The sequence below is a fragment of the Pseudonocardia sp. DxW genome (genome assembly GCF_058448985.1).
Map to the genome: position 1 here is coordinate 18,563 of NZ_JBZFLK010000013.1, position 18,693 is coordinate 37,255.

The 18,693-nt window shown below is 77.0% G+C and carries 16 protein-coding genes and 1 pseudogene; 5 read left to right on the plus strand and 12 right to left on the minus strand.

The window, feature by feature from the left end:
* Positions 1-26: 26 nt before the first annotated feature.
* From ACVJO7_RS20430 to ACVJO7_RS20440, 3 genes are read right to left on the minus strand one after another with little or no spacing between them, the layout of a single operon-like run.
* On the minus strand, positions 27-944 hold the full coding sequence (locus tag ACVJO7_RS20430) for an aldose epimerase family protein (protein ID WP_491674206.1): 918 nt from the start codon (positions 942-944) through the stop codon (positions 27-29).
* Between the two features lie 26 nt (positions 945-970).
* Positions 971-4,693 (minus strand): AAA family ATPase, encoded by a 3,723-nt coding sequence (locus ACVJO7_RS20435; protein ID WP_491674207.1) that lies wholly within the window; start codon positions 4,691-4,693, stop codon positions 971-973.
* A complete protein-coding gene (locus ACVJO7_RS20440) occupies positions 4,690-5,928 on the minus strand; it encodes a metallophosphoesterase family protein (RefSeq protein ID WP_491674208.1) in 1,239 nt (412 codons plus the stop codon). The genes ACVJO7_RS20435 and ACVJO7_RS20440 overlap by 4 nt, the downstream gene beginning before the upstream one ends.
* A 242-nt stretch (positions 5,929-6,170) precedes the next feature.
* Between ACVJO7_RS20440 and ACVJO7_RS20445 the strand changes: the two genes are divergently transcribed.
* Positions 6,171-6,359, plus strand: coding sequence for a hypothetical protein (locus ACVJO7_RS20445; RefSeq protein ID WP_491674209.1), 189 nt, complete (start codon positions 6,171-6,173; stop codon positions 6,357-6,359).
* On the plus strand, positions 6,356-6,583 hold the full coding sequence (locus ACVJO7_RS20450; RefSeq protein WP_491674210.1) for a hypothetical protein: 228 nt from the start codon (positions 6,356-6,358) through the stop codon (positions 6,581-6,583). Before ACVJO7_RS20445 ends, ACVJO7_RS20450 begins: the two co-directional genes overlap by 4 nt.
* Positions 6,584-6,704: 121 nt before the next feature.
* Here ACVJO7_RS20450 and ACVJO7_RS20455 read toward each other — a convergent pair whose 3' ends face one another.
* The 5 genes and pseudogenes from ACVJO7_RS20455 to edd all read right to left on the minus strand — a co-directional run bounded on the left by ACVJO7_RS20455 (position 6,705) and on the right by edd (position 10,067).
* The gene (locus ACVJO7_RS20455) at positions 6,705-6,914 is read right to left on the minus strand and encodes a Na+/H+ antiporter NhaA (protein WP_491674335.1); all 210 of its coding nucleotides are present in this window, start codon (positions 6,912-6,914) and stop codon (positions 6,705-6,707) included.
* 55 nt (positions 6,915-6,969) lie between these two features.
* Entirely contained in the window at positions 6,970-7,251 is a 282-nt protein-coding gene (locus ACVJO7_RS20460) for a Na+/H+ antiporter NhaA (RefSeq protein WP_491674211.1), read from the minus strand.
* A 52-nt stretch (positions 7,252-7,303) separates the two neighbouring features.
* Positions 7,304-7,417 (minus strand): annotated as a pseudogene (locus ACVJO7_RS20465) (hypothetical protein); the annotation flags it as partial.
* Positions 7,418-7,599: 182 nt separating this feature from the next.
* Positions 7,600-8,217, minus strand: coding sequence for a bifunctional 4-hydroxy-2-oxoglutarate aldolase/2-dehydro-3-deoxy-phosphogluconate aldolase (eda, locus tag ACVJO7_RS20470; RefSeq protein WP_491674212.1), 618 nt, complete (start codon positions 8,215-8,217; stop codon positions 7,600-7,602).
* 8 nt (positions 8,218-8,225) lie between these two features.
* The gene (gene edd / locus ACVJO7_RS20475) at positions 8,226-10,067 is read right to left on the minus strand and encodes a phosphogluconate dehydratase (RefSeq protein WP_491674213.1); all 1,842 of its coding nucleotides are present in this window, start codon (positions 10,065-10,067) and stop codon (positions 8,226-8,228) included.
* A gap of 156 nt (positions 10,068-10,223) precedes the next feature.
* On the opposite strand from edd, the gene ACVJO7_RS20480 reads away from it, so the two are divergent.
* Positions 10,224-11,426 carry an ROK family transcriptional regulator gene (locus ACVJO7_RS20480; RefSeq protein ID WP_344017851.1) on the plus strand — a complete coding sequence of 401 codons (1,203 nt, stop codon included), beginning with the start codon at positions 10,224-10,226 and terminating at the stop codon, positions 11,424-11,426.
* Between the two features lie 16 nt (positions 11,427-11,442).
* On the opposite strand, the gene ACVJO7_RS20485 is transcribed toward ACVJO7_RS20480, so the two are convergent.
* On the minus strand, positions 11,443-12,162 hold the full coding sequence (locus ACVJO7_RS20485) for a GNAT family N-acetyltransferase (RefSeq protein WP_491674214.1): 720 nt from the start codon (positions 12,160-12,162) through the stop codon (positions 11,443-11,445).
* Between the two features lie 81 nt (positions 12,163-12,243).
* Between ACVJO7_RS20485 and galK the strand changes: the two genes are divergently transcribed.
* Together galK and zwf are read left to right on the plus strand one after the other, a co-directional pair.
* Positions 12,244-13,353, plus strand: coding sequence for a galactokinase (gene galK / locus ACVJO7_RS20490; protein WP_491674215.1), 1,110 nt, complete (start codon positions 12,244-12,246; stop codon positions 13,351-13,353).
* A gap of 121 nt (positions 13,354-13,474) precedes the next feature.
* On the plus strand, positions 13,475-14,968 hold the full coding sequence (gene zwf / locus ACVJO7_RS20495) for a glucose-6-phosphate dehydrogenase (RefSeq protein ID WP_491674216.1): 1,494 nt from the start codon (positions 13,475-13,477) through the stop codon (positions 14,966-14,968).
* On the opposite strand, the gene cobM is transcribed toward zwf, so the two are convergent.
* Genes cobM through cobT form a run of 3 tightly spaced genes read right to left on the minus strand, consistent with a single transcriptional unit; the run spans position 14,962 to position 18,672 of the window.
* Positions 14,962-15,714, minus strand: coding sequence for a precorrin-4 C(11)-methyltransferase (cobM, locus tag ACVJO7_RS20500; RefSeq protein WP_491674217.1), 753 nt, complete (start codon positions 15,712-15,714; stop codon positions 14,962-14,964). The two genes, zwf and cobM, sit on opposite strands and share 7 nt — an antisense overlap.
* Positions 15,711-16,958 carry a precorrin-6y C5,15-methyltransferase (decarboxylating) subunit CbiE gene (cbiE, locus tag ACVJO7_RS20505; RefSeq protein WP_491674218.1) on the minus strand — a complete coding sequence of 416 codons (1,248 nt, stop codon included), beginning with the start codon at positions 16,956-16,958 and terminating at the stop codon, positions 15,711-15,713. Before cbiE ends, cobM begins: the two co-directional genes overlap by 4 nt.
* Positions 16,951-18,672 carry a nicotinate-nucleotide--dimethylbenzimidazole phosphoribosyltransferase gene (gene cobT / locus ACVJO7_RS20510; protein WP_491674219.1) on the minus strand — a complete coding sequence of 574 codons (1,722 nt, stop codon included), beginning with the start codon at positions 18,670-18,672 and terminating at the stop codon, positions 16,951-16,953. Before cobT ends, cbiE begins: the two co-directional genes overlap by 8 nt.
* Between the last annotated feature and the right edge of the window lie 21 nt (positions 18,673-18,693).

Consider the following 18,693-nt stretch of genomic DNA (forward strand, 5'->3'; position numbering starts at 1 on the left):
GATTCCGCGCCGTCCGGTGAAGTGGATCACCCGGTGGCGGTGATCCCCCAGTGCAGCACCTGCGGCTCGCCGGGGACCAGCTCGATCAGGTCGGTGCCCGAGTTCAGCGCGTCCGGCGGGCACGTCATGGGCTCCACCGCGACCGCCCGGGCCGCGGTCACCACCCCGTCCGGGCCGTGCCGCGGGAAGTCCGCCGGGGTGAAGACCTGCACCCAGCCGAACGCCGGGTCCGCCCACAGCTCGGTGCCGCCGCCGTCCGGGGCGACCACCCGGTGCCGGACCAGGTCGTCGCCCTCCGCGGGCACGCAGCCGCCGAACGCGTCGTACAGCTCGGTCCCGGCCAGCCGGGTCCCGGCGAACGGGCGGTCCAGCGGCTCCGGCGGACCGTCCGGGAGCTGCTCGCGCAGCGGCAGCCGGGTCCGGGCGGCCAGGGTGAGCTCCAGGTCGTCGGCCGGGACGTCACCGACCCGCAGGTAGGGGTGGAAGCCCAGGCCGAACGGCACCGGTGCGGACCCGAGGTTCTCCACCTCGGTCTCGACGCCCAGCCCGCCCGCACCGACGGTGTAGGTGATCCGGACCCGCACCGGCTGCGGCCAGCCCGGCTGGACCGCCGCCACCGCCGTCAGCACCAGCCGGTCGCCGGCCCGGTCGGCGAGCGTCCACCCGACGTGCCGGAGCAGCCCGTGGATCGCGTTGCCCGCCGCGGGCTCGGTCAGCGCGAGCTGCTGCGCCGCGCCGCGCAGGCTCCACCGGCCCCCGCGGACCCGGTTCGGCCACGGCGCGAGCACCGCGCCGGAGCCCTTCGCCGGCCGCGCCGTCGGCGGATGCGGCTCCACCCGGACCCGGCCGCCCTGCACGAACCCGGCGAGGCCGCCGCCGACCTCGTCCACCTCGGCCCGGCAGTCCCCGGAGACGATCACGAACCGCTCACCACACGCGTCCATCCACGCAGTGTGCGGACCGCGGCGGATCAGCCCGCGAGCGGGGTGGCGCGCGCGGCGCCGGCGTCGAGCACGGGCTCGATCCGCGACGGCGGGCCCAGCTCGGCGACGGTGAACTCGACGCCGGTGCCGCGGGCCAGCCCGACCAGGTGCTCGTGGTGGGTGAACAGCAGCACCTGGGCGGACCCGGCCAGCTCGGCGAGCACCCGGATCGCGGCCGGGGCGCGCTCGTCGTCGAAGGTCATCAGGACGTCGTCGAGCACCACCGGCACCGGCGGCAGCCCGGCCGCGGTCCGGTCCGCCTGCAGCTGCTCGATCCCGGCCAGCCGCAGCGCCAGGTGCACCTGGTCCGCGGTGCCCTCGGACAGCGTCGGCGGGGTCAGCTCCTCGCCGTCGGCCCGGACCGCGACCAGCGTCCGGGCGCCCGCCCCGGGCTCGGACGGCGGCCGCAGCGCGACGAACCGGCCGCCGGTCAGCCGTTCCAGCAGCGACCCGGCCCGCACCAGCAGCGGCGAGGCGTGGCTGCGCTCGTAGGCGTCCAGCTCGCGGCGCAGGATCTCGCGCTGCAGGTGCAGCACCAGGTAGCGCTCGGCGGCGTCGGCGACCCCGGCGAGCTCCTCCTGCGCGCGGGCGTGCAGCTCGGCCGCCCCCTCGGCCTCCTCCAGCTCGCGGCGCCGGGCACGCAGACCGCCCAGCTGCTCGCGGATCCCGTCCTGCTCGGCGCCCAGCTCCCGCTCGTGCGCCTCGGCCCGGTCCAGGGCCTCCGCGAGCGCCCCGGGATCGGCGCTCAGGCTCACCCCACCGGTGCCGGCGGGCGGCTCCGCACCCGGATCGGCCGCGGACGCGACGAGCTCGCCGGCGTCGAGATCCGGCGCGGCGGCGGCCAGCAGCCGCGACTGCTCGGCGATCCGGGCGTCCAGCGCGGCCACCACGGCGCCGCGCTCGGCCGCCGCCTCCAGCCCGCCGGGCTCCATCGCCTCGGTCAGCGCCAGCTCGACGGCGAGCCGGTCCAGCACCGCCCCCGCCGCGGCGACGTCGCGGGCGGCCCGGGCCGCGGCGTCCTCGGCGTCGACGATGCCGTCGTCGAGGTGCCCGGCCGAGACCGCCGCCTTGGTGACCTCGCGGACCCGGTCGGCCAGCTCGCCGAGCCGGTCGGCCGGCGCGGTGCCGGTCGGCGCCCGGTCCAGGTGCCGTTCGACGAGCGCGGTGACCGCCCGGCGGTGGCTGTTCACCGCCCGTTCCAGGCGGGTCGCCTCCTGGTCGTCCTGGCGGGCCAGCGCCCCGGCCTGCTGGGCGTCGGCGACGGTGTCCCGCCGGGTGCCCCAGCCGGACGGTTCCAGGTCGGTCGGCAGCCCGGCCCCGCGCAGCGCGAACCGCCAGCGCTGGGCCGCGAGCTCGCGGTCGTGCCGGGCAGCGTCGGCCGCTCCCCCGGCCCGCTCTGCCTCGCTGCGCAGCCGGGCCAGCAGCACCTGGCGGTCCCTGGCGTGCCCGGCCTCGACCGCCAGGTCCTCGGCGGCCACCAGCAGCACGTCCAGCGGGGCCCCGTCGCGCGGACGCCCGGCGGCGGCCAGCGCCGTGCCGAGCGCCCGCTCCTGCTCCTGCGCCTGGTCCCGCAGCCGGGCCAGCCGCTCGTCGGCGCGGGCCACCTCGTCCTGGGCGCGGGTCGCCTCGGCGAGGGCGGCGACCACGGTGTCGGCGTCGTCCGGATCGGGCACCGCGACGCCGTGCGCCCGCCACAGCGTGGTCCAGGCCGATCCGGCGGCGTCGGCCTGCCCGCGGGCCCGCCCGACCGCCGCACCGGCCTCGGCCAGCGCGTCCGCCGCGGCGGCCAGCTCGGACTCCTTCTGCGCGAGCTCGGCGACCCGGTCCGCGGAGGCGATCATGTCGTCGGCGACCCGGTCGGCCGCCGCGACCGCCGCCGCGACCCGCCCGGCCGCCGCCGACGCGGCGCGGTCGTCGGCGGCCAGCAGCCGGGCGACCGCGTCGTCGCGCTCGGCGCGGGCCGCGGCCAGCGCGTCCGGCCCGACCGGGCGGCCGCGGGCGGCGACCCCGTCGCGGGCGGTGCGGGCCCGGTGCTCGCGCTCCGCGGCGTCGGCGGCCGCGCGCTCGGCGGCCCGCAGCTCCTGCTCGGCGGTGCGCAGCGCGGTGCGGGCCCACCGGACCTCGCGCACCGGTGGGGCGAGCACCGGCACGGCGCTGTCTGAAACAAGCCGGTCCGATTCAGGCCCGTCCGGTACGGAGCCGCCCGGCACGACCCTGTCCGGCGCAGCGCTCCCGGGCACGGTGCTGCCCGGCACAGCATTGCCCTGCCTGGCCCTGTCCTGTCCAGCCCGGTTCACGCCCGGCCCGCGGTAGCCGGCTGCGGCGAGCGCCTCGGCCCGGCGGGCGCGGGCGGCGTCCCGCTCGACCACCGCGGCCCGGCACAGTGCCGCCGCCGAGCCGTCGGCCTCGATCGCCCGGCGCACCTCGGCGACCCGGCCGACCCGGTCCGGATCGAGCCCGCCGGGCACGTCGGCGGCCTCGCGCACCTCGGCCAGCGCCTCGGCGTACACCCGCTCCGCGCGGTCCTCCTCGATCTGCGCGTCGTGCAGCCTGCGGGCGATCTCGTCGAGATCGCGGGCCCGGTCGGCGGGCAGGTGCACGGCGGCGAGCCGCTCCCCGGCGCTGCGGCCGTCGTCGGCGACCAGCCCGGCCAGCGCGGACTCGGCCCGCCGGTGCGCCTCGGCCGCGTCGGCGCGCAGCCGGGCCGCCCGCTCGGCGTCGGCCCGGCGGGCCTGGGCGGCGGACTCCAGCTCGCGCACCCGGCTGGCGTCGGCCAGCAGGTCCTCGTCGAGGTCCAGCTCGGCCCGGGCGGCCCGCAGCTCGTCGGCCCGCGCGCGGTGGGTGTCCCGCTCCTGCTCGGCGGCGGCCCGGTCCGCGGTGGCCCGGGTGTACTCGGCGAGGGCCTCCGCGCCGAGCGCGGCACCGGTGGCGCACTGCGCGGCCCGCTCGGCCTGCAGCGCGGCCAGCTCCCGGGCCGGTTCCCTGGCCCGCAGCGCCTGCCGCGCCCGGTCGGCGCCGTCGGCCGCGGACCGGCGGGCGCGGGCCAGCTCCGCCGCGCGGCGCTTCAGCCGGGCGATCTCGTCGGCGACGGCGCTGACCTCACCGGCCCGCGAGGTGCGCTCGCCGGCCAGCTGCTCGGTCTCGGTGAACCGGGCGAACGCGGCCCGCACCGCCACCGAGCGGTTACCGCGGTGCTCCTTGAACAGCGCGTCGGCCTCGGCGTCCAGTGCGGCGATCAGCGCGCGCGCATCGCGGCCGCTGCGGGCAGTGAACACCAGCTCGGCGAGGTCCCCGCCGCCGGCGCACAGCTTGCGGCCGCCCTCGCGCAGCTGCTCGTGGCCCAGCCCGAAGCCCTCCCGCCAGCGCCGGCGGGCCTCGGCGCCCCCGGGGCCCCACGGCGCGTCCACCGCGATCTCCGCGGGACCGTCCGGATCGCCGGGCACCCGGTGCAGGCCGCGGGTGGTGCGGCGCAGCAGCTGCTCGCCGTCCGGGCCGTCGACCAGCGCGGACACCGCCAGCCGGGCCGGGCTGAACGCGTAGGCGTGCCGGACCGGGCGGGGCATCCCCCACAGCAGGTCGGACAGCGCGTCGAGCAGGGTCGTCTTGCCCGCCTCGTTCGGTCCGGACACGACGGTCAGGCCGCGGCCGAGCGCCAGCTCGCGGCCCTCGTAGGCGCCGTAGCGCTCCAGGACCAGGGTCCGCAGGTTCACCGGTCGCCCTCCGTCCCGGCCATCCGGGCCAGCAGCTGCTGCTCGGCCTGGTGGGCGAGCGCGGCCAGCCGCGCGTCGTCGCGCAGGTCCAGCAGGCCGGCCTCGCGCAGCCGGCGGCCCACCTCGCGGTCCAGCGGGGCGGCCAGCTCCCGGACCCGGTCCGGGTCCCCGGCCAGCCCGGCGGCGGCCGCGGACACCGCGGCGGTCAGCTCCGGGTCGACGGCGAGCGCATCGGCCGGCGGGCGGGTCCGGTTCCGGATCTTCTCCAGCACCGCGCCGGCCTGCCCGGCGGCCAGGTCCAGCTCGGTGCGCACCCGCTCGGTCTCGGTCAGCCCGGCCGCGGCCGGCCCGGCGCCGTGCAGCGTCACCTGGGCGACGACGGCCCGCGGTGCCGCCTGGATGCACCGCTCGCGCAGCGCCGCCGCGGCCGCGTCGAACACCTCGTCGGCACCGGCCAGGCCGGTGATGTCCACCTCGACCAGCTCCCAGCGCGCCACGTCCAGCACCAGCGGCTCGATCGACGCCGCGCCGCCCGGCTCGACCTCCACCAGCAGCGCCCCCTTCGGCCCGCGCTCCTGGGGGTGGCGGCCCTGCAGGTTCCCGGAGAACGCCGCCTTGTGCGGCCCGTCGCAGACGGTGCGCCGCTCGTGCACGTGCCCGAGCGCGAAGTACTCGTAGCCGCAGCCGGACAGGTCCTCCGGGCGGCACGGGGCGTAGGTGTCGTGCCGGTCGTCGCCCTGCACCGAGGTGTGCAGCATCCCGGCGTTGACCAGGCCGGGGATCCGGTCCGGGTAGGCGGGCACCAGGTTCTCCAGGACGGCCCGGCGGGCGAAGCCCTGGCCGTGCACGGCCAGGCCGAGATCGTCGAGCACCACCGTCTCCGGGTGCTCGACGGACAGCCGGTGGGTGTTCGGCGGCAGCCGCAGCGACCGGGTGATCTCGGACTCCGCGTCGTGGTTGCCGTTGATCAGGAACACCGGGACGCCCTCGTCGTGCAGCCGGGACAGCTGCCGGACGAAGAAGGCGCCGGTGGCGTAGTCCTTCCAGTCGCCGTCGTAGACGTCGCCGGCCAGCAGCAGCGCGTCCGCCCGCAGGTCGACGACGGCGTCGACCAGGTTCTCGCAGGCCCGCCGGGTCGCCGCGCGCAGGGTGCCGGCCAGCTCGGAGTCGCCGAGCCGGGCCAGGCCGCGCAGCGGGCTGTCCAGGTGCAGGTCGGCGGCGTGCACCAGGCGCATGGCGGCTCCGTCCTGTCCCGGTCCGGTCCTGCCCGGGTGATCGTCGAGTGGGCGCGCCGAGTGTAGGAGAGCGCACCGACAGCGACCGCGACGCGACCCGGCGCGTCCGCGAACCGCCGTGAAATCCCAGCTCAGGTGCCCCAGGACACAGAGCGGCGCGGACCACATTCAGGTGTGAGGTAAGGGTGCCCTGAGCAACAATGGTGGATCCGACTCCGACAGCTCCCCGGGAGCCGTGAACGATGATCCTCCTCTGCGAACGGTGCTACGCACCGATCGATCCCGACACCGAGGGCCACTACCGGCTCTCGCACATCGACCACGCCGACGCGGCGGGCAACGTCACCTGGCGGGACGCGGTGGTGCACACCGCGCCCTGCGCGGCGGCGGGCAGCCACTGGGCGCACGAGCGGCAGGGCCGCGCGGCATGACCGGCGACCTGCTCTGCGAGCGGTGCTGGAACCCGATCGACCGCACCGCGGAGCCGCTGCGGATGAACACCCTCGGCGGCGTCGCGGCGGACGGCGCCCCGGTCCGCACCTTCGTGCACGCGCTGCCCTGCCTCTCGCCGGACACCGGCGACTGGGACTCTGGCCGGCGCGGCCTGTCCCCCGCCGCCGTCCGGCACGCCGCCGCCCGCGCCGACCACCGCTGACCGCCGCCCGGCGGAACCCTCGACACCGGGTACGGCCGCCCACCGGCCGCGCCGTTGATCATGATCAGGGTCGGGACCGCAGGACGACGATGGCGCCCGCCGTGCGGGCCGCGCCCGTGGCTCACGGCCCGTCGCGCCCGGCGGCGAGCCGGCTGTGGTGGGCGTTGCGGATCAGCAGCACCACCGTCGCCAGCAGCACCGCGGTCAGCGACCCGGTCAATACGCCGATCTTGACGTGGTCGTCCTCCGGGGTGCCGGTGCCGAACGCCAGCTCGCCGACCAGCAGCGACACGGTGAATCCGATCCCGGCGCGCTGGGCCGGCCCGAGCAGGTCCCACCAGCCGAGGTCGTCGGAGAGCCGGGGCCCCGGTGAACCGCTGCACCAGTCAGGTCGAGCCGAGCACGCCGACGGTCTTGCCCAGCACCAGCCCGGCGATGATGCCCAGCGTCACCGGGTCGGCGAGCGCGGCACCGATCCCGTCGCCGTCGACGATCGACACGCCGGACATGAAGAAGGCGAACACCGGCACCGCGATCCCGGCCGAGATCGGACGGATGGTGTGCTCGATCCGTTCGGCGGGCGAGCGCTGCCCGGGGCCGGGCCGTTCGCCGCCCCGGGCCAGCACCGGCACGGTGAAGCCGAGCAGCACCCCGGCGACCGGTGGCATGCACGCCGGACTCGTGGCCCAGCACCCAGGTCAGCGCGGCGAGCGCGAGCAGCAGCCACCAGGCCCGGACGCCGCGCTGCACGGCCAGCGCGAACAGCGCGAGCGGGACCAGCGCGAGCAGCAGCGGCGGGAACGACAGGTCGTCGGTGAAGAAGATCGCGAGCAGCCCGTCGGCGGCCCGGCCAGGGCCAGCACGGCGGTGCCGACCAGCAGGAACCCGCCGATGGACTCATCCCGGAGGGCGCCGGCGGTGCGGGCGAGCGGGTTCGAGGTCTTCACGGGCTCCGGGGGTCGACGGCCATACGTCGTCCGTCGCCGACCAGACGTCCCGGCACACCGGGCCGGACCCTATCCCAGCGCCGCCGCGGCGGCCGCGAGGGTCCGGATCCGGTCCCAGTCCCCGGCCGCGACCAGGTGGGGCGGGGTGAGCCAGGAGCCGCCGACGCAGGCCACGTTCGGCAGCGCCAGGTAGCCGGGCGCGCTGTCGGCGGTGATCCCGCCGGTCGGGCAGAACCGCAGGTCCGGCAGCGGTCCGGCGACCGCGGAGAGGAACGGGCGGCCGCCGGCGGCCTCGGCCGGGAAGAACTTCATCGCGGCGAGCCCGCGCTCGGCGACGGCCAGCATCTCCGAGATCGTCGAGGTGCCCGGCAGCAGATCGAGCCCGGAGTCCTCCATCGCGTCCAGCAGCCGCGGGGTGGCGCCCGGGCTGACCAGGAACCGCGCCCCGGCGTCGACCGAGAGCCGCACGTCGGCGGGTGTGCGGACGGTGCCGGTGCCGACGACGGCGTCGGGCACCTCGGCGGCGATCCGGCGGACCGCCTCGGCAGCGGCCGGGGTGCGCAGGGTCACCTCGATCACCGGCAGCCCGCCGTCGACCAGCGCGCGGGCCAGCGGGACGGCGGCACCGGCGTCGTCGAGCACGACGACCGGCACGACGGGGGCCAGTTCCAGCAGCTTCTCGCTCATGGTTCCTCTCAGGATCCCGGGGCGGCGACGACCGCGCCCTCGTCGGCCGGTCCGACGGCGGCGCGGAACACGCCGAACAGCTCCCGGCCGGTGCCGAAGGCCGGCCCGGACGGGGCGGCCGGGCGGGCCGGCTCGCGGGCGTCGAACTCGTCGGCGTCGACGAGCAGGGACAGTGTGCCGTTGAGGGTGTCCAACCGGATCGGGTCCCCGTCGCGGACCTTCTGCAGCGGGCCGCCGCGGGCCGCCTCCGGGGTGACGTGCAGGGCGGCCGGGACCTTGCCGGACGCGCCGGACATCCGGCCGTCGGTGACGACGGCGACCCGCTGCCCGCGGTCCTGCAGCACGCCGAGCGCGGGGGTGAGCTTGTGCAGCTCGGGCATCCCGTTGGCGCGCGGGCCCTGGTGCCGGACGACGGCGACGAAGTCCCGCCCGTCCAGCTCGCCGGCCCGGTAGGCGGCGAGCAGGTCGTCCTGGTCGTCGAAGACGACGGCGGGTGCCTCGACGAACCGGTGGTCCGGCTCGACTGCGGAGGTCTTGACCACCGAGCGGCCGAGGTTGCCGTGCAGCACGCGCAGCCCGCCGTCCGGCGAGAACGGGTCGCCGACGCCGCGCAGCACGGACTTGTCCAGGCTCTCGGCCGGGCCCTCCCGCCACACCGGCCGCCCGTCGTCGAGGAACGGCTCGCGGGTGTAGCGGTGCAGGCCGGGCCCGTCGACGGTGCGCACGTCGTCGTGCAGCAGGCCGGCCCCGAGCAGCTCCCGGACCAGCAGCGACATCCCGCCGGCGGCCTGGAAGTGGTTCACGTCGGCGTGCCCGTTGGGGTAGATCCGGGCGAGCAGCGGGACGACCGCGGACAGGTCGGAGAAGTCGTCCCAGGTGATCCGGACGCCCGCCGCCGCGGCCATCGCGACCAGGTGCATGGTGTGGTTGGTCGAGCCGCCGGTGGCGAGCAGCGCGACGATCCCGTTGAGCACCGCCCGTTCGTCGACGATCTCGCCCATCGCCCGGTCCGGGTCGTCGGCGGCGGCGAGCGCGCGGCGCGCGGTCTCGGCGGTCAGCGCCGCCCGCAGCGGGGTGCCGGGATTGACGAACGAAGAGCCCGGCAGATGGAGGCCCATGACCTCCATGAGCAGCTGGTTGGAGTTCGCGGTGCCGAAGAACGTGCAGGTCCCCGGCCCGTGGTAGCTCTGCGACTCGGCCTCCAGCAGCTCGTCGCGGCCGACCTCGCCGGCCGCGAACGCCTGCCGGATCCTGGCCTTCTCCTTGTTCGGCAGGCCGGACGGCATCGGGCCGGCCGGGGCCAGCAGCACCGGCAGGTGGCCGAACGACAGCGCGCCCATCACCAGCCCGGGGACGATCTTGTCGCAGACGCCGAGCAGCACCGCGGCGTCGAACATGTCGTGGCTCAGGGCGACCGCGGTGGACATCGCGATGACGTCGCGGGAGAACAGCGACAGCTCCATCCCGGCGCGGCCCTGGGTGATGCCGTCGCACATGGCGGGCACGCCGCCGGCGACCTGGGCGACCCCGCCGATCTCGCGAACGGCCGAGCGGATCAGCTCCGGATAGCCCTCGAACGGCTGGTGCGCGGACAGCATGTCGTTGTAGGCGGTGACGATCGCCAGGTTGCGGGCCGGGGTGGCGGTGAGGGTCAGCTTGTCGGGGCCACAGGCGGCGGCGCCGTGCGCGAGGTTCGCGCAGCCGAGGCTCTCCCGGCCGGGACCGGCCGGGGCGGCCCGCCGGGCCGCACGGATGCGCTCGAGGTAGCCGGCGCGGGTGGTCGCCGAGCGGGCGACGACCCGCCGGGTGACCTGGTCGAGGACGGGATGCGGTTCCGGGATGACGGTCACGATGCGTCCCTCTCCTGGGGGTGGTGGGCGGAGGTGCCGGACCGGGCGGAGCGTGCCCGCGATCTGCACTCTAACGAGGTAATTAAGTACTCACAAGACGTTAGTGTCAGCCGATCGGCGTTTTGCCAGCTCAAAGCCCTGTGGTTGACTGGACGAATGCGAGGACGCACCCCGACCAGCGCGCCCGCGACGGCGGGCGAGATCTTCCGGCTGGTCCGGGACGGCACCGCGGCCACCCGGACCGAGATCGGCCGGGAGACGGGGCTGTCCCGGACCGCGGTCGCCGCGCGGGTCGACCGGTTGCTCGCCGACGGCCTCGTCACCGAGGTGGTGGGCGCCGCAGCGACCGGCGGGCGGCCCGCCGCGCGCCTGGAGTTCAATGCGGCGGGCGGCACCGTGCTGGCCCTGTCGGTCGGGGTCAGCCGGAGCAAGGCGGCGGTCTGCGACCTCACCGGCGCCGTGCTGGCGGAGGCGGTCGTCGACCTGCCCGCCTCGGTGGGGCCGCACCGGCTGCTCGGCGACGCCGTCACCACGCTGGAGAAGCTGCTGCTCGACGCCGGCGCCGACGACGCGGGGATCCGCGGGCTCGGCCTGTCCGTCCCGGGCACCGTCGACGACCGCAACGGCTGGTCGGTGGGCGTGCCCTCGCTGCCCGGCTGGGAGCGGATCGCGCTGCCGCCGCTGCTGACCGAGCGCTTCGCGGTGCCGGTCCGGGTGGACAACGACGTGAACGTGATGGCGCTCGCCGAGCACGCCGCGCATCCCGACGTCGACGACCTGCTGATGGTGAAGATCGGTTCCGGGGTCGGCGCCGGGCTGGTGTCCGGCGGGTTCCTGCAGCGCGGGGCCTGGGGCGCCGCCGGGGAGATCGGCCACATCCCGGTGCACGACGGCCCGGGGATCGGCTGCGGCTGCGGGAACATCGACTGCCTGGAGGTGCTGGCGTCCGGCCGGGCGCTGGTCCGCGACCTGTCGGCCGGCCGGCCGGACGGCGAGGTGACCTCGATCGCCGACGTGGTGGCGCTGGTGAAGCAGGGCGACCCGGACGCGGTCCGACTGGTCCGGATCGCCGGCCGCAGGCTCGGCGAGGTGCTGGCCGCCGCGGTGAACCTGGTGAACCCGGCACTGGTGGCGATCGGCGGTGACCTGGTCGGCGCGTTCGATCCGCTGGTCGCCGGGGTGCGCGAGGCGATCTACCGGCGGTCGATGGCGACCGCGACGCAGAACCTGCGGATCGAGCCCGGCCTGCTGAGCGGGCGCAGCGGCGTGATCGGCTGCGCGATCCTGGTGCTCGACGAGGTGCTCTCGGCGACCGCGGTGGACCGCGCGGTGAGCGCCCCGGCGGGCCGCGCCGGGTGACCCCGGCCGGCCGGGGTCACCCGCCGTCCGGGGTCCGCAGCAGGTCGAACCGCATCTCCCGGCTCACCTCGAAGCCCATCTGCCGGTACAGCCGGATCGCGCCGGTGTTCACCGCGGAGGCGTGCAGCAGCGGCCGTTCGCCGCGCGCGACGATCCCGGCGATCACCGCCCGGACCAGCCGCCCGGCCAGGCCCTTGCCGCGGAACAGCGGATCGGTGCAGACGGCGCTGATCTCGGTGGCGCCGACACCGCCGGGGCCGCCCAGGCGCATCCGCTCCCCCGCCATCGCGACCAGCCTGCCGTCGTGCCGGATGCCGAGGAACCGGCCGAGCTCGGCGGTGCGGGCCAGCCACGGGCCGGGCTCGGTGCGGGCGGTCAGGTCGGCCATCTCGGCGCGGTCGGCGGGGCCGAGGTCGATCGCGTCGTCGTCCGGCTCGCCGGGCGCGGCGGAGCCGTCCATCTGGACGCCGGGGAAGGCCCGTTCCAGCCGCCAGCCGGCCGGCAGGGCGGGCGGCCCGTCGCCGGCGCGGACCAGGACGACCGGCTCGCCGGGGCCGCAGAGCGCCGCGAGATCGGCCCAGTCGCCGTCCTCGGGGTGCAGCGGCATGCCGCCGAACGGGGAGACGTCCGGCGCGAAGCGGGCGGCCCGGCCGCGGACCGTGCCGAACTCACGCAGCCGGCCGTTCAGGGTGTCCGGGACCGGATTGCGCAGGGCGGCGTCGAGATCGGCTGGCACGCCCCGATCCTGCCCCGGCGGCGCCCGGCCCGGGCCCGCGGGGCATGCTCGCCCGCACCCGTCGCAGTGAGGAGCGTCGCGATGTCCACCGAGGCCGCGCCGTCCGGGGTCTGGTTCGCCCCCGGCCGGGTCAACCTGATCGGCGAGCACACCGACTACAACGACGGGTTCGTGCTGCCGTTCGCGCTGCCGCACCGGGCGGTGGTGACCGCGTCGGCGGTGTCCGGCGGGTCCAGCCGGGTGCGGTCGGCGCAGCAGGACGGCGTGGTGGAGTTCCGGGCGGCCACGGTGGCGCCGGGCGAGGTGACCGGCTGGGCGGCGTACCTGGCCGGGACCTGCTGGGCGTTCCGGGAGGCCGGGTTCCCGGTCGGCGAGGTCGACCTGCGGCTGGACTCGGACGTGCCGGTCGGGGCGGGCCTGTCGTCGTCGGCGGCGGTGGAGTGCGCGGTCGGGGTGGCGCTGGCCGGGCTCGCCGGGGTGCCGGTCGACCCGACCGGGCTGGCCCGGATCGCCCGCCGCGCGGAGAACGCGTTCGTCGGCGCGCCGACCGGCGGGATGGACCAGATGGCGTCGATGCACGGCAGGCCCGGCCGGCTGGTCTTCCTGGACACCCGCGACGACACCGTCGAGCTGGTGCCGTTCGATCCGCCCGCGCACGGCCTGGAGCTGCTGGTGATCGACTCGCGGGCGCCGCACGCGCACGCGGACGGCGAGTACGGCGCCCGGCGGGCCGACTGCGAGGCGGCGGCCGCGGCGCTCGGCGTGCCCGCACTGCGCGACGCGCGCCCGGCGGACCTGCCGCGGATCGCCGACGAGCGGATCCGGCGCCGGGCCCGGCACGTGGTCACCGAGAACGAGCGGGTGCTGCAGGTGGTGGCGCTGCTCTCCGGTGGCGCGGATCCGCGGGAGATCGGCCCGCTGCTGGACACCTCGCACGCGTCGATGCGCGACGACTTCGAGATCACCGTGCCGCACGTGGACGTGGCGGTGGCGGCGGCCCGGGCCGGCGGGGCGGTCGGGGCCCGGATGACCGGCGGCGGTTTCGGCGGGTGCGTGATCGCGCTGTGCGACACCGGCCGGGTCGGCGCGGTGACGGCGGCGGTGCGCGCCGCGTACGCCGAGCGCGGCTGGCCGGCGCCGGTGGTGTTCCCGGGACGGCCGAGCGAGGGCGCGGGCCGGCTGCCCGGTTAGGCTTTTGAAAGCCCGATCCGAATCGGTACAGTACGGAAGGGCTGCCCTGAGCGGCGCTCCGACAGGCACCTCTGTTCCCGATCGATCGAGGAGACGGCTCGTGCCGCATCCACATCCCGTCATGGATCCCGCCGACATCGTCGTGTTCGGCGGCACCGGCGATCTCGCCATGCGCAAGCTCCTGCCCTCGCTCTACCTGCGCGACCTAGACGACCAGCTGGCGGCGGGCACCCGGATCGTCGCGGTGTCCCGGTCCGGTCTCGACGACGCCGGCTACCGGGACAAGGTCGACGCCGAGCTGCGGGCCACCGCGCCGCGCTGGGCCAGTGTGGACGTGTGCGCCGACGACGCGGTGCACCAGCGGTTCCTCGGCCGGCTGCACCACGTGACGCTGGACGTCGCCGACGACGACTGGTCCGCGCTCGCCGACCTGCTCGGACCGCAGGACCGGCGGATCCGGGTGCTGTACCTGGCGTCGGCGCCGCAGCTGTTCGGCCGGATCTGCGTGGGCAGCGCGGCGGCCGGCATCGTCGACGACCGCACCCGGGTGGTGCTGGAGAAGCCGCTGGGCCACGACCTGGCCTCGGCCCGCGCGATCAACGACGAGGTCGGCTCGGTGTTCGCCGAGGAGCAGATCTTCCGGATCGACCACTACCTCGGCAAGGAGACCGTGCAGAACCTGCTGGTGCTGCGCTTCGGGAACTCGCTGTTCGAGCCGCTGTGGAACGCCGGCCAGATCGACCACGTGCAGATCACCGTGTCCGAGTCGATCGGCGTCGGGAACCGGGCCGACTACTACGACGGCAGCGGCGCGCTGCGGGACATGGTGCAGAACCACCTGCTGCAGCTGCTGTGCCTGGTCGCGATGGAGCCGCCGGCCCGGATCGACGGCGAGGGCGTCCGCGACGAGAAGCTGAAGGTGCTGCAGTCGCTGCGCCCGCTGGACGGCCCGGACGTGGTGCGGGACACGGTGCGCGGGCAGTACACCGAGGGCCTGGTCGACGGCGCCGCGGTGCCCGGCTACGCCACCGAGCTGGCCGAGTCGCGGGCCGGCACGGCCCGCGAGCGGGAGCGGTCCACGACCGAGACGTTCGTCGCGCTGCGCGCCGAGGTCGCGAACTGGCGGTGGGCGGGGGTGCCGTTCTACCTGCGCACCGGCAAGCGGCTGGGCACGCACGCGTCGGAGATCGTGGTGCAGTTCAAGCCGGTCCCGCACTCGATCTTCCCGGCGTTCGGCGAGGAGCTGCCGGCGAACCGGCTGGTGCTGCGGCTGCAGCCGGACGAGGGGGTGCGGCTGCACATGACCGCCAAGCAGCCCGGCCCCGGCGGGATCCGGCCGATCCCGGCGCCGCTGGACCTGTCGTTCGCCCGCACCTTCGGCGACCGGCTGCCGGACGCCTACGAGCGGCTGCTGATGGACGTGCTGCGCGGCAACCCGACGCTGTTCATGCGGCGCGACGAGATCGAGGCCGCCTGGACCTGGGCGGAGCCGATCCTGCGCACCTGGGAGGCGACCGGCCAGCACCCGCGTCCGTACGCGGCGGGGAGCAACGGGCCGGCCTCGGCCACCGCGCTGGTCGAGCGGGACGGCCGGGCCTGGCACGAGGACTACTGAGGCAGGTCCCGGCAGCGGTCGTGCGAGTACAGGTGCGAGTCGGGGAAGTGCCGGGCGGCCAGCGCCTCCCCCACGATGATCACCGCGGTGCGCTCGATGCCCGCCTCCCGGACCGCCTTGGGCATCCCCTGCAGGGTGCCGCGCAGCACGATCTCGTGCGCCCGGGAGGCGTGCGCTACGACCGCGGCCGGGCAGTCGCCGCCGTAGGCGGGGGCCAGCGCGTCGACGGCCTCGTCGATCCGGTGCACGGCCAGGTGCAGCACCACGGTGCCGCCGGCCTTCCCGAGCGAGGCGAGGTCCTCGGCGGGCGGCATCGGGGTGGCGCGGGCGGCGACCCGGGTGAGGGTGACGGTCTGCGCGACCGTCGGGACGGTCAGCTCCCGGCCCAGCGCGGCGGCCGCGGCGGCGTAGGCGGGGACGCCGGGGCACACGTCGTAGGGCACGCCCGCGATCTCCAGCCGGCGGATCTGCTCGGCCATCGCGGAGAACACCGACGGATCGCCGGAGGCGAGCCGGGCGACGTCCAGGCCGTGCCGGTGCGCCCGGACCATCTCGTCGAGGATCTCGTCCAGGGTCATCAGCGCGGTGTCGACGGTGCGCGCCCCGGGCGGGCAGATGTCCAGCATCTCCGGCGGCACCAGGCTGCCCGCGTACAGGCAGACCGGCGCGGCGGCGATCAGGTCCCGGGCCCGCAGGGTCAGCAGATCGACCGCGCCCGGGCCGGCCCCGATGAAGTGCACCGTCACGGCGCGTCCCCCTTCTCGTACGTCCAGATCGTCACCGGCATCGACGGCCGCCAGCCGTGGAACCCGGCCCCGCCCGGAGCGGCCGTGCCCCGGCCGATCGGCTCGGCCACGGCCACCTGCACCCGGACCAGCTCGCCGCCGTGCCCGGCGTGCGCGGCGGCGAGCAGCGCCTCGGTCTGCACGGTCACCGCGTTGGCGACCAGCCGGCCGCCCGGGCGCAGGGCGTCCAGGCAGGCGTCGAACACGCCGTCCCGGGTGAGACCGCCGCCGACGAAGACCACGTCCGGTTCCGGCAGCCCGGCCAGCGCGCCGGGGGCGCTGCCGGTGACCACCCGCAGGCCGGGGACGCCGAGCGCGGCGGCGTTGCGCACGATCCGCTCCGCGCGTTCCGGCCGGGACTCGACGGCGATCGCGCGGCACGCCGGATGGGCGCGCATCCACTCGATCCCGATCGAGCCGGAGCCCGCGCCGACGTCCCACAGCAGCTCGCCGGGCCGTGGCGCCAGCCGGGCCAGGGTGACGGCGCGGACGTCGCGCTTGGTGAGCTGGCCGTCGTTCTCGTAGACGCCGTCGGGCAGGCCGGGGGTCTCGCCGGGCGGGCGCAGGCCGTCGTCGGGGACGCACTCGAGCGCGACCACGTTGAGCGGGTCGCTCCCGCCGCGCCAGCCGGCCGCGGTGCCGGTGACGGTCCGCTCGTCGTCGGCACCCAGCCGTTCCAGCACGGTGAGCCCGGACCGGCCCCAGCCGGCGCCGGTGAGCAGTGCGGCGATCTCGGCGGGCGACCGGGCGCCGGCCGAGAGCACGAGCAGCCGGGCGCCGGGCGCGAGTGCCCGGCGCAGCGCGTCGAGCGGGCGGCCGACGACGCTGAGCACCCCGACGTGCTCGGTGCCCCAGCCCAGCCGGGCGCAGGCCAGCGCCACCGACGACGGGTGCGGCAGCACCCGCAGCCGCTCCGGCCCGGCGATCCGGGCGAGCGTGGCACCGATCCCGAAGAACATCGGGTCGCCCGAGGCGAGCACCGCGATCCGGCGGCCGGCGAGCCCGTCGAGGATCCCGGGCAGCGCCGGGACCAGCGGGGACGGCCAGGCCCGCCGCTCCCCCGCGACGTCGGCGGGCAGCAGGTCGAGCTGGCGCGGTCCGCCGAGCAGCAGCTCGGCGTCGCGCAGCGCCGCCCGGGTCGGCTCCGCCAGCCCGGCCCACCCGTCGGCGCCGATCCCGACGACGGTGATCGGCGGGTCACCCATCGGTCTTGTCCGTGACCCCTGCGCTGTCGAAGGTCGCGACGTCGGCCATCGCCCGGGCCGCGCCCTGCAGCACCGGGAGCGCGAGCAGCGCGCCGGTGCCCTCGCCGAGCCGCATGTCCAGCTCCAGCAGCGGGGTGAGGCCCAGGTGCCGCAGCGCGGCGGCCCCGCCCGGCTCGGCGGAGCGGTGCCCGGCCAGGCAGTAGCCGGTCGCGTCGGGCGCGAACGCGGCCGCGGCGAGCGCCGCCGCACCGGCCGAGACGCCGTCGAGCAGCACCGGCACGCGCAGCGCGGCGGCGCCCAGCACCAGCCCGGCGAGCCCGGCGTGCTCGAACCCGCCGACCGCGGCGAGCACGCCGAGCGGATCGGCCGGATCGGGCCGGTGGCGCTCCAGAGCCTCCCGCACGACGGCGGTCTTGCGGGCCAGAGTGTCGTCGTCGACTCCGGTGCCGCGGCCGGTCACCTCGGCCGGGTCGGCGCCGGTGAAGGCGCAGATCAGGGCGGCCGCCGCGGTGGTGTTCGCGATGCCCATGTCGCCGGTGAGCAGGCAGCGGTTCCCGGCGGCGACCAGGTCGCGGGCCACCTCGATGCCGTGCTCGAGCGCGGTGCGGGCCTGCTCGCGGGTCATCGCCGGCCCGGCGGTCATGTCGGCGGTGCCGCGGGCGACCTTGCGCGGCAGCAGCCCGGGGACCGGGTCCAGCTCGGCTGCGACGCCGATGTCGACGACCTGCACCTCGGCGCCGAGCTGGCGGGCGAAGGCGTTCACCACGGCGCCGCCGTCGAGGAAGTTCGCGACCATCTGCGCGGTGACCTCCTGCGGCCACGGCGTGACGCCGCGGGCGTGCACGCCGTGGTCGGCGGCGAACACCGCGACCGCGGCCGGCGCGGGCACCGCGGGCACCGGCTCCCCGGCGATCCCGGCGAGCGCGACGGCGACGTCCTCGACCCGGCCGAGCGCGCCGCGCGGCTTCGTCATCCGGTCCAGCCGGTCCGCGGCGGCGGTCCGGGCGGCCGCGGCGACCGGGACGATCGCGTGCACGGTGGACTCCAGCAGCGCGGCCGGGGCGGCACCGGGCAGCCCGCGGTTGCCCCACGTCTCCTGGTGCACCGCCCAGTCCAGCGGACGGCGCCGAGCCCAGCCGTGGCTCTCCAGCTCCGGCCGGTCCGGGAACTCCTCGACGTGCCCGACGCACAGGTAGGCGATCAGCTGCACGTGCCCGGGCAGCCCGAGCAGCTCGTGCACGGCGGCCAGCCCGGCGTCGTCGAAGAAGCTGACCCAGCCGACGCCGAGTCCCTCGGCGCGGGCGGCCAGCCACAGGTTCTGCACGGCCAGCGCCGCCGAGTAGGTGCCCATCTCGGGCCGGTCGTGCCGACCCAGGGTGTGCCGGCCGCCGCGGGTCGGGTCGGCGGTGACGGCGACGTTCAGCGGGGTCTCCCGGATCGCCTCGATCCGGATGTCGCGCAGCGCCTCGGCCCGCGCGCCGGGCAGCGACGCGGCGTACCGCTCGCGGTGCTCGGCGACCAGTGCGTGCACCCGGTCCCGCACGCCGGCGTCGTGCACCAGCACGAAGTCCCACGGCTGGGAGAACCCGACGCTCGGCGCGGCGTGCGCGGCCGTCAGCACCCGGGTGAGCACGGCGTCGTCGACCGGGTCCGGCCGGAAACCGGTGCGGACGTCGCGGCGGGAGTGCAGCACGTCGTAGAAGTCCCCGTGCACCCCTGGCCTCCTGGTGGTCCC

Excerpts from the sequence above, each read along its gene's own strand:
- ACVJO7_RS20460 (WP_491674211.1), bottom strand. The coding sequence starts at position 7,251 with ATGCCACCGGTCGCCGGGGTGCTGCTCGGCTTCACCGTGCCGGTGCTG.
- ACVJO7_RS20440 (WP_491674208.1), bottom strand. The coding sequence starts at position 5,928 with ATGCGCCTGGTGCACGCCGCCGACCTGCACCTGGACAGCCCGCTGCGC.
- cbiE (WP_491674218.1), bottom strand. The coding sequence starts at position 16,958 with ATGGGTGACCCGCCGATCACCGTCGTCGGGATCGGCGCCGACGGGTGG.
- eda (WP_491674212.1), bottom strand. The coding sequence starts at position 8,217 with ATGAGCGAGAAGCTGCTGGAACTGGCCCCCGTCGTGCCGGTCGTCGTG.
- ACVJO7_RS20480 (WP_344017851.1), top strand. The coding sequence starts at position 10,224 with ATGCGAGGACGCACCCCGACCAGCGCGCCCGCGACGGCGGGCGAGATC.
- ACVJO7_RS20450 (WP_491674210.1), top strand. The coding sequence starts at position 6,356 with ATGACCGGCGACCTGCTCTGCGAGCGGTGCTGGAACCCGATCGACCGC.
- ACVJO7_RS20445 (WP_491674209.1), top strand. The coding sequence starts at position 6,171 with ATGATCCTCCTCTGCGAACGGTGCTACGCACCGATCGATCCCGACACC.
- zwf (WP_491674216.1), top strand. The coding sequence starts at position 13,475 with ATGGATCCCGCCGACATCGTCGTGTTCGGCGGCACCGGCGATCTCGCC.
- galK (WP_491674215.1), top strand. The coding sequence starts at position 12,244 with ATGTCCACCGAGGCCGCGCCGTCCGGGGTCTGGTTCGCCCCCGGCCGG.
- ACVJO7_RS20430 (WP_491674206.1), bottom strand. The coding sequence starts at position 944 with ATGGACGCGTGTGGTGAGCGGTTCGTGATCGTCTCCGGGGACTGCCGG.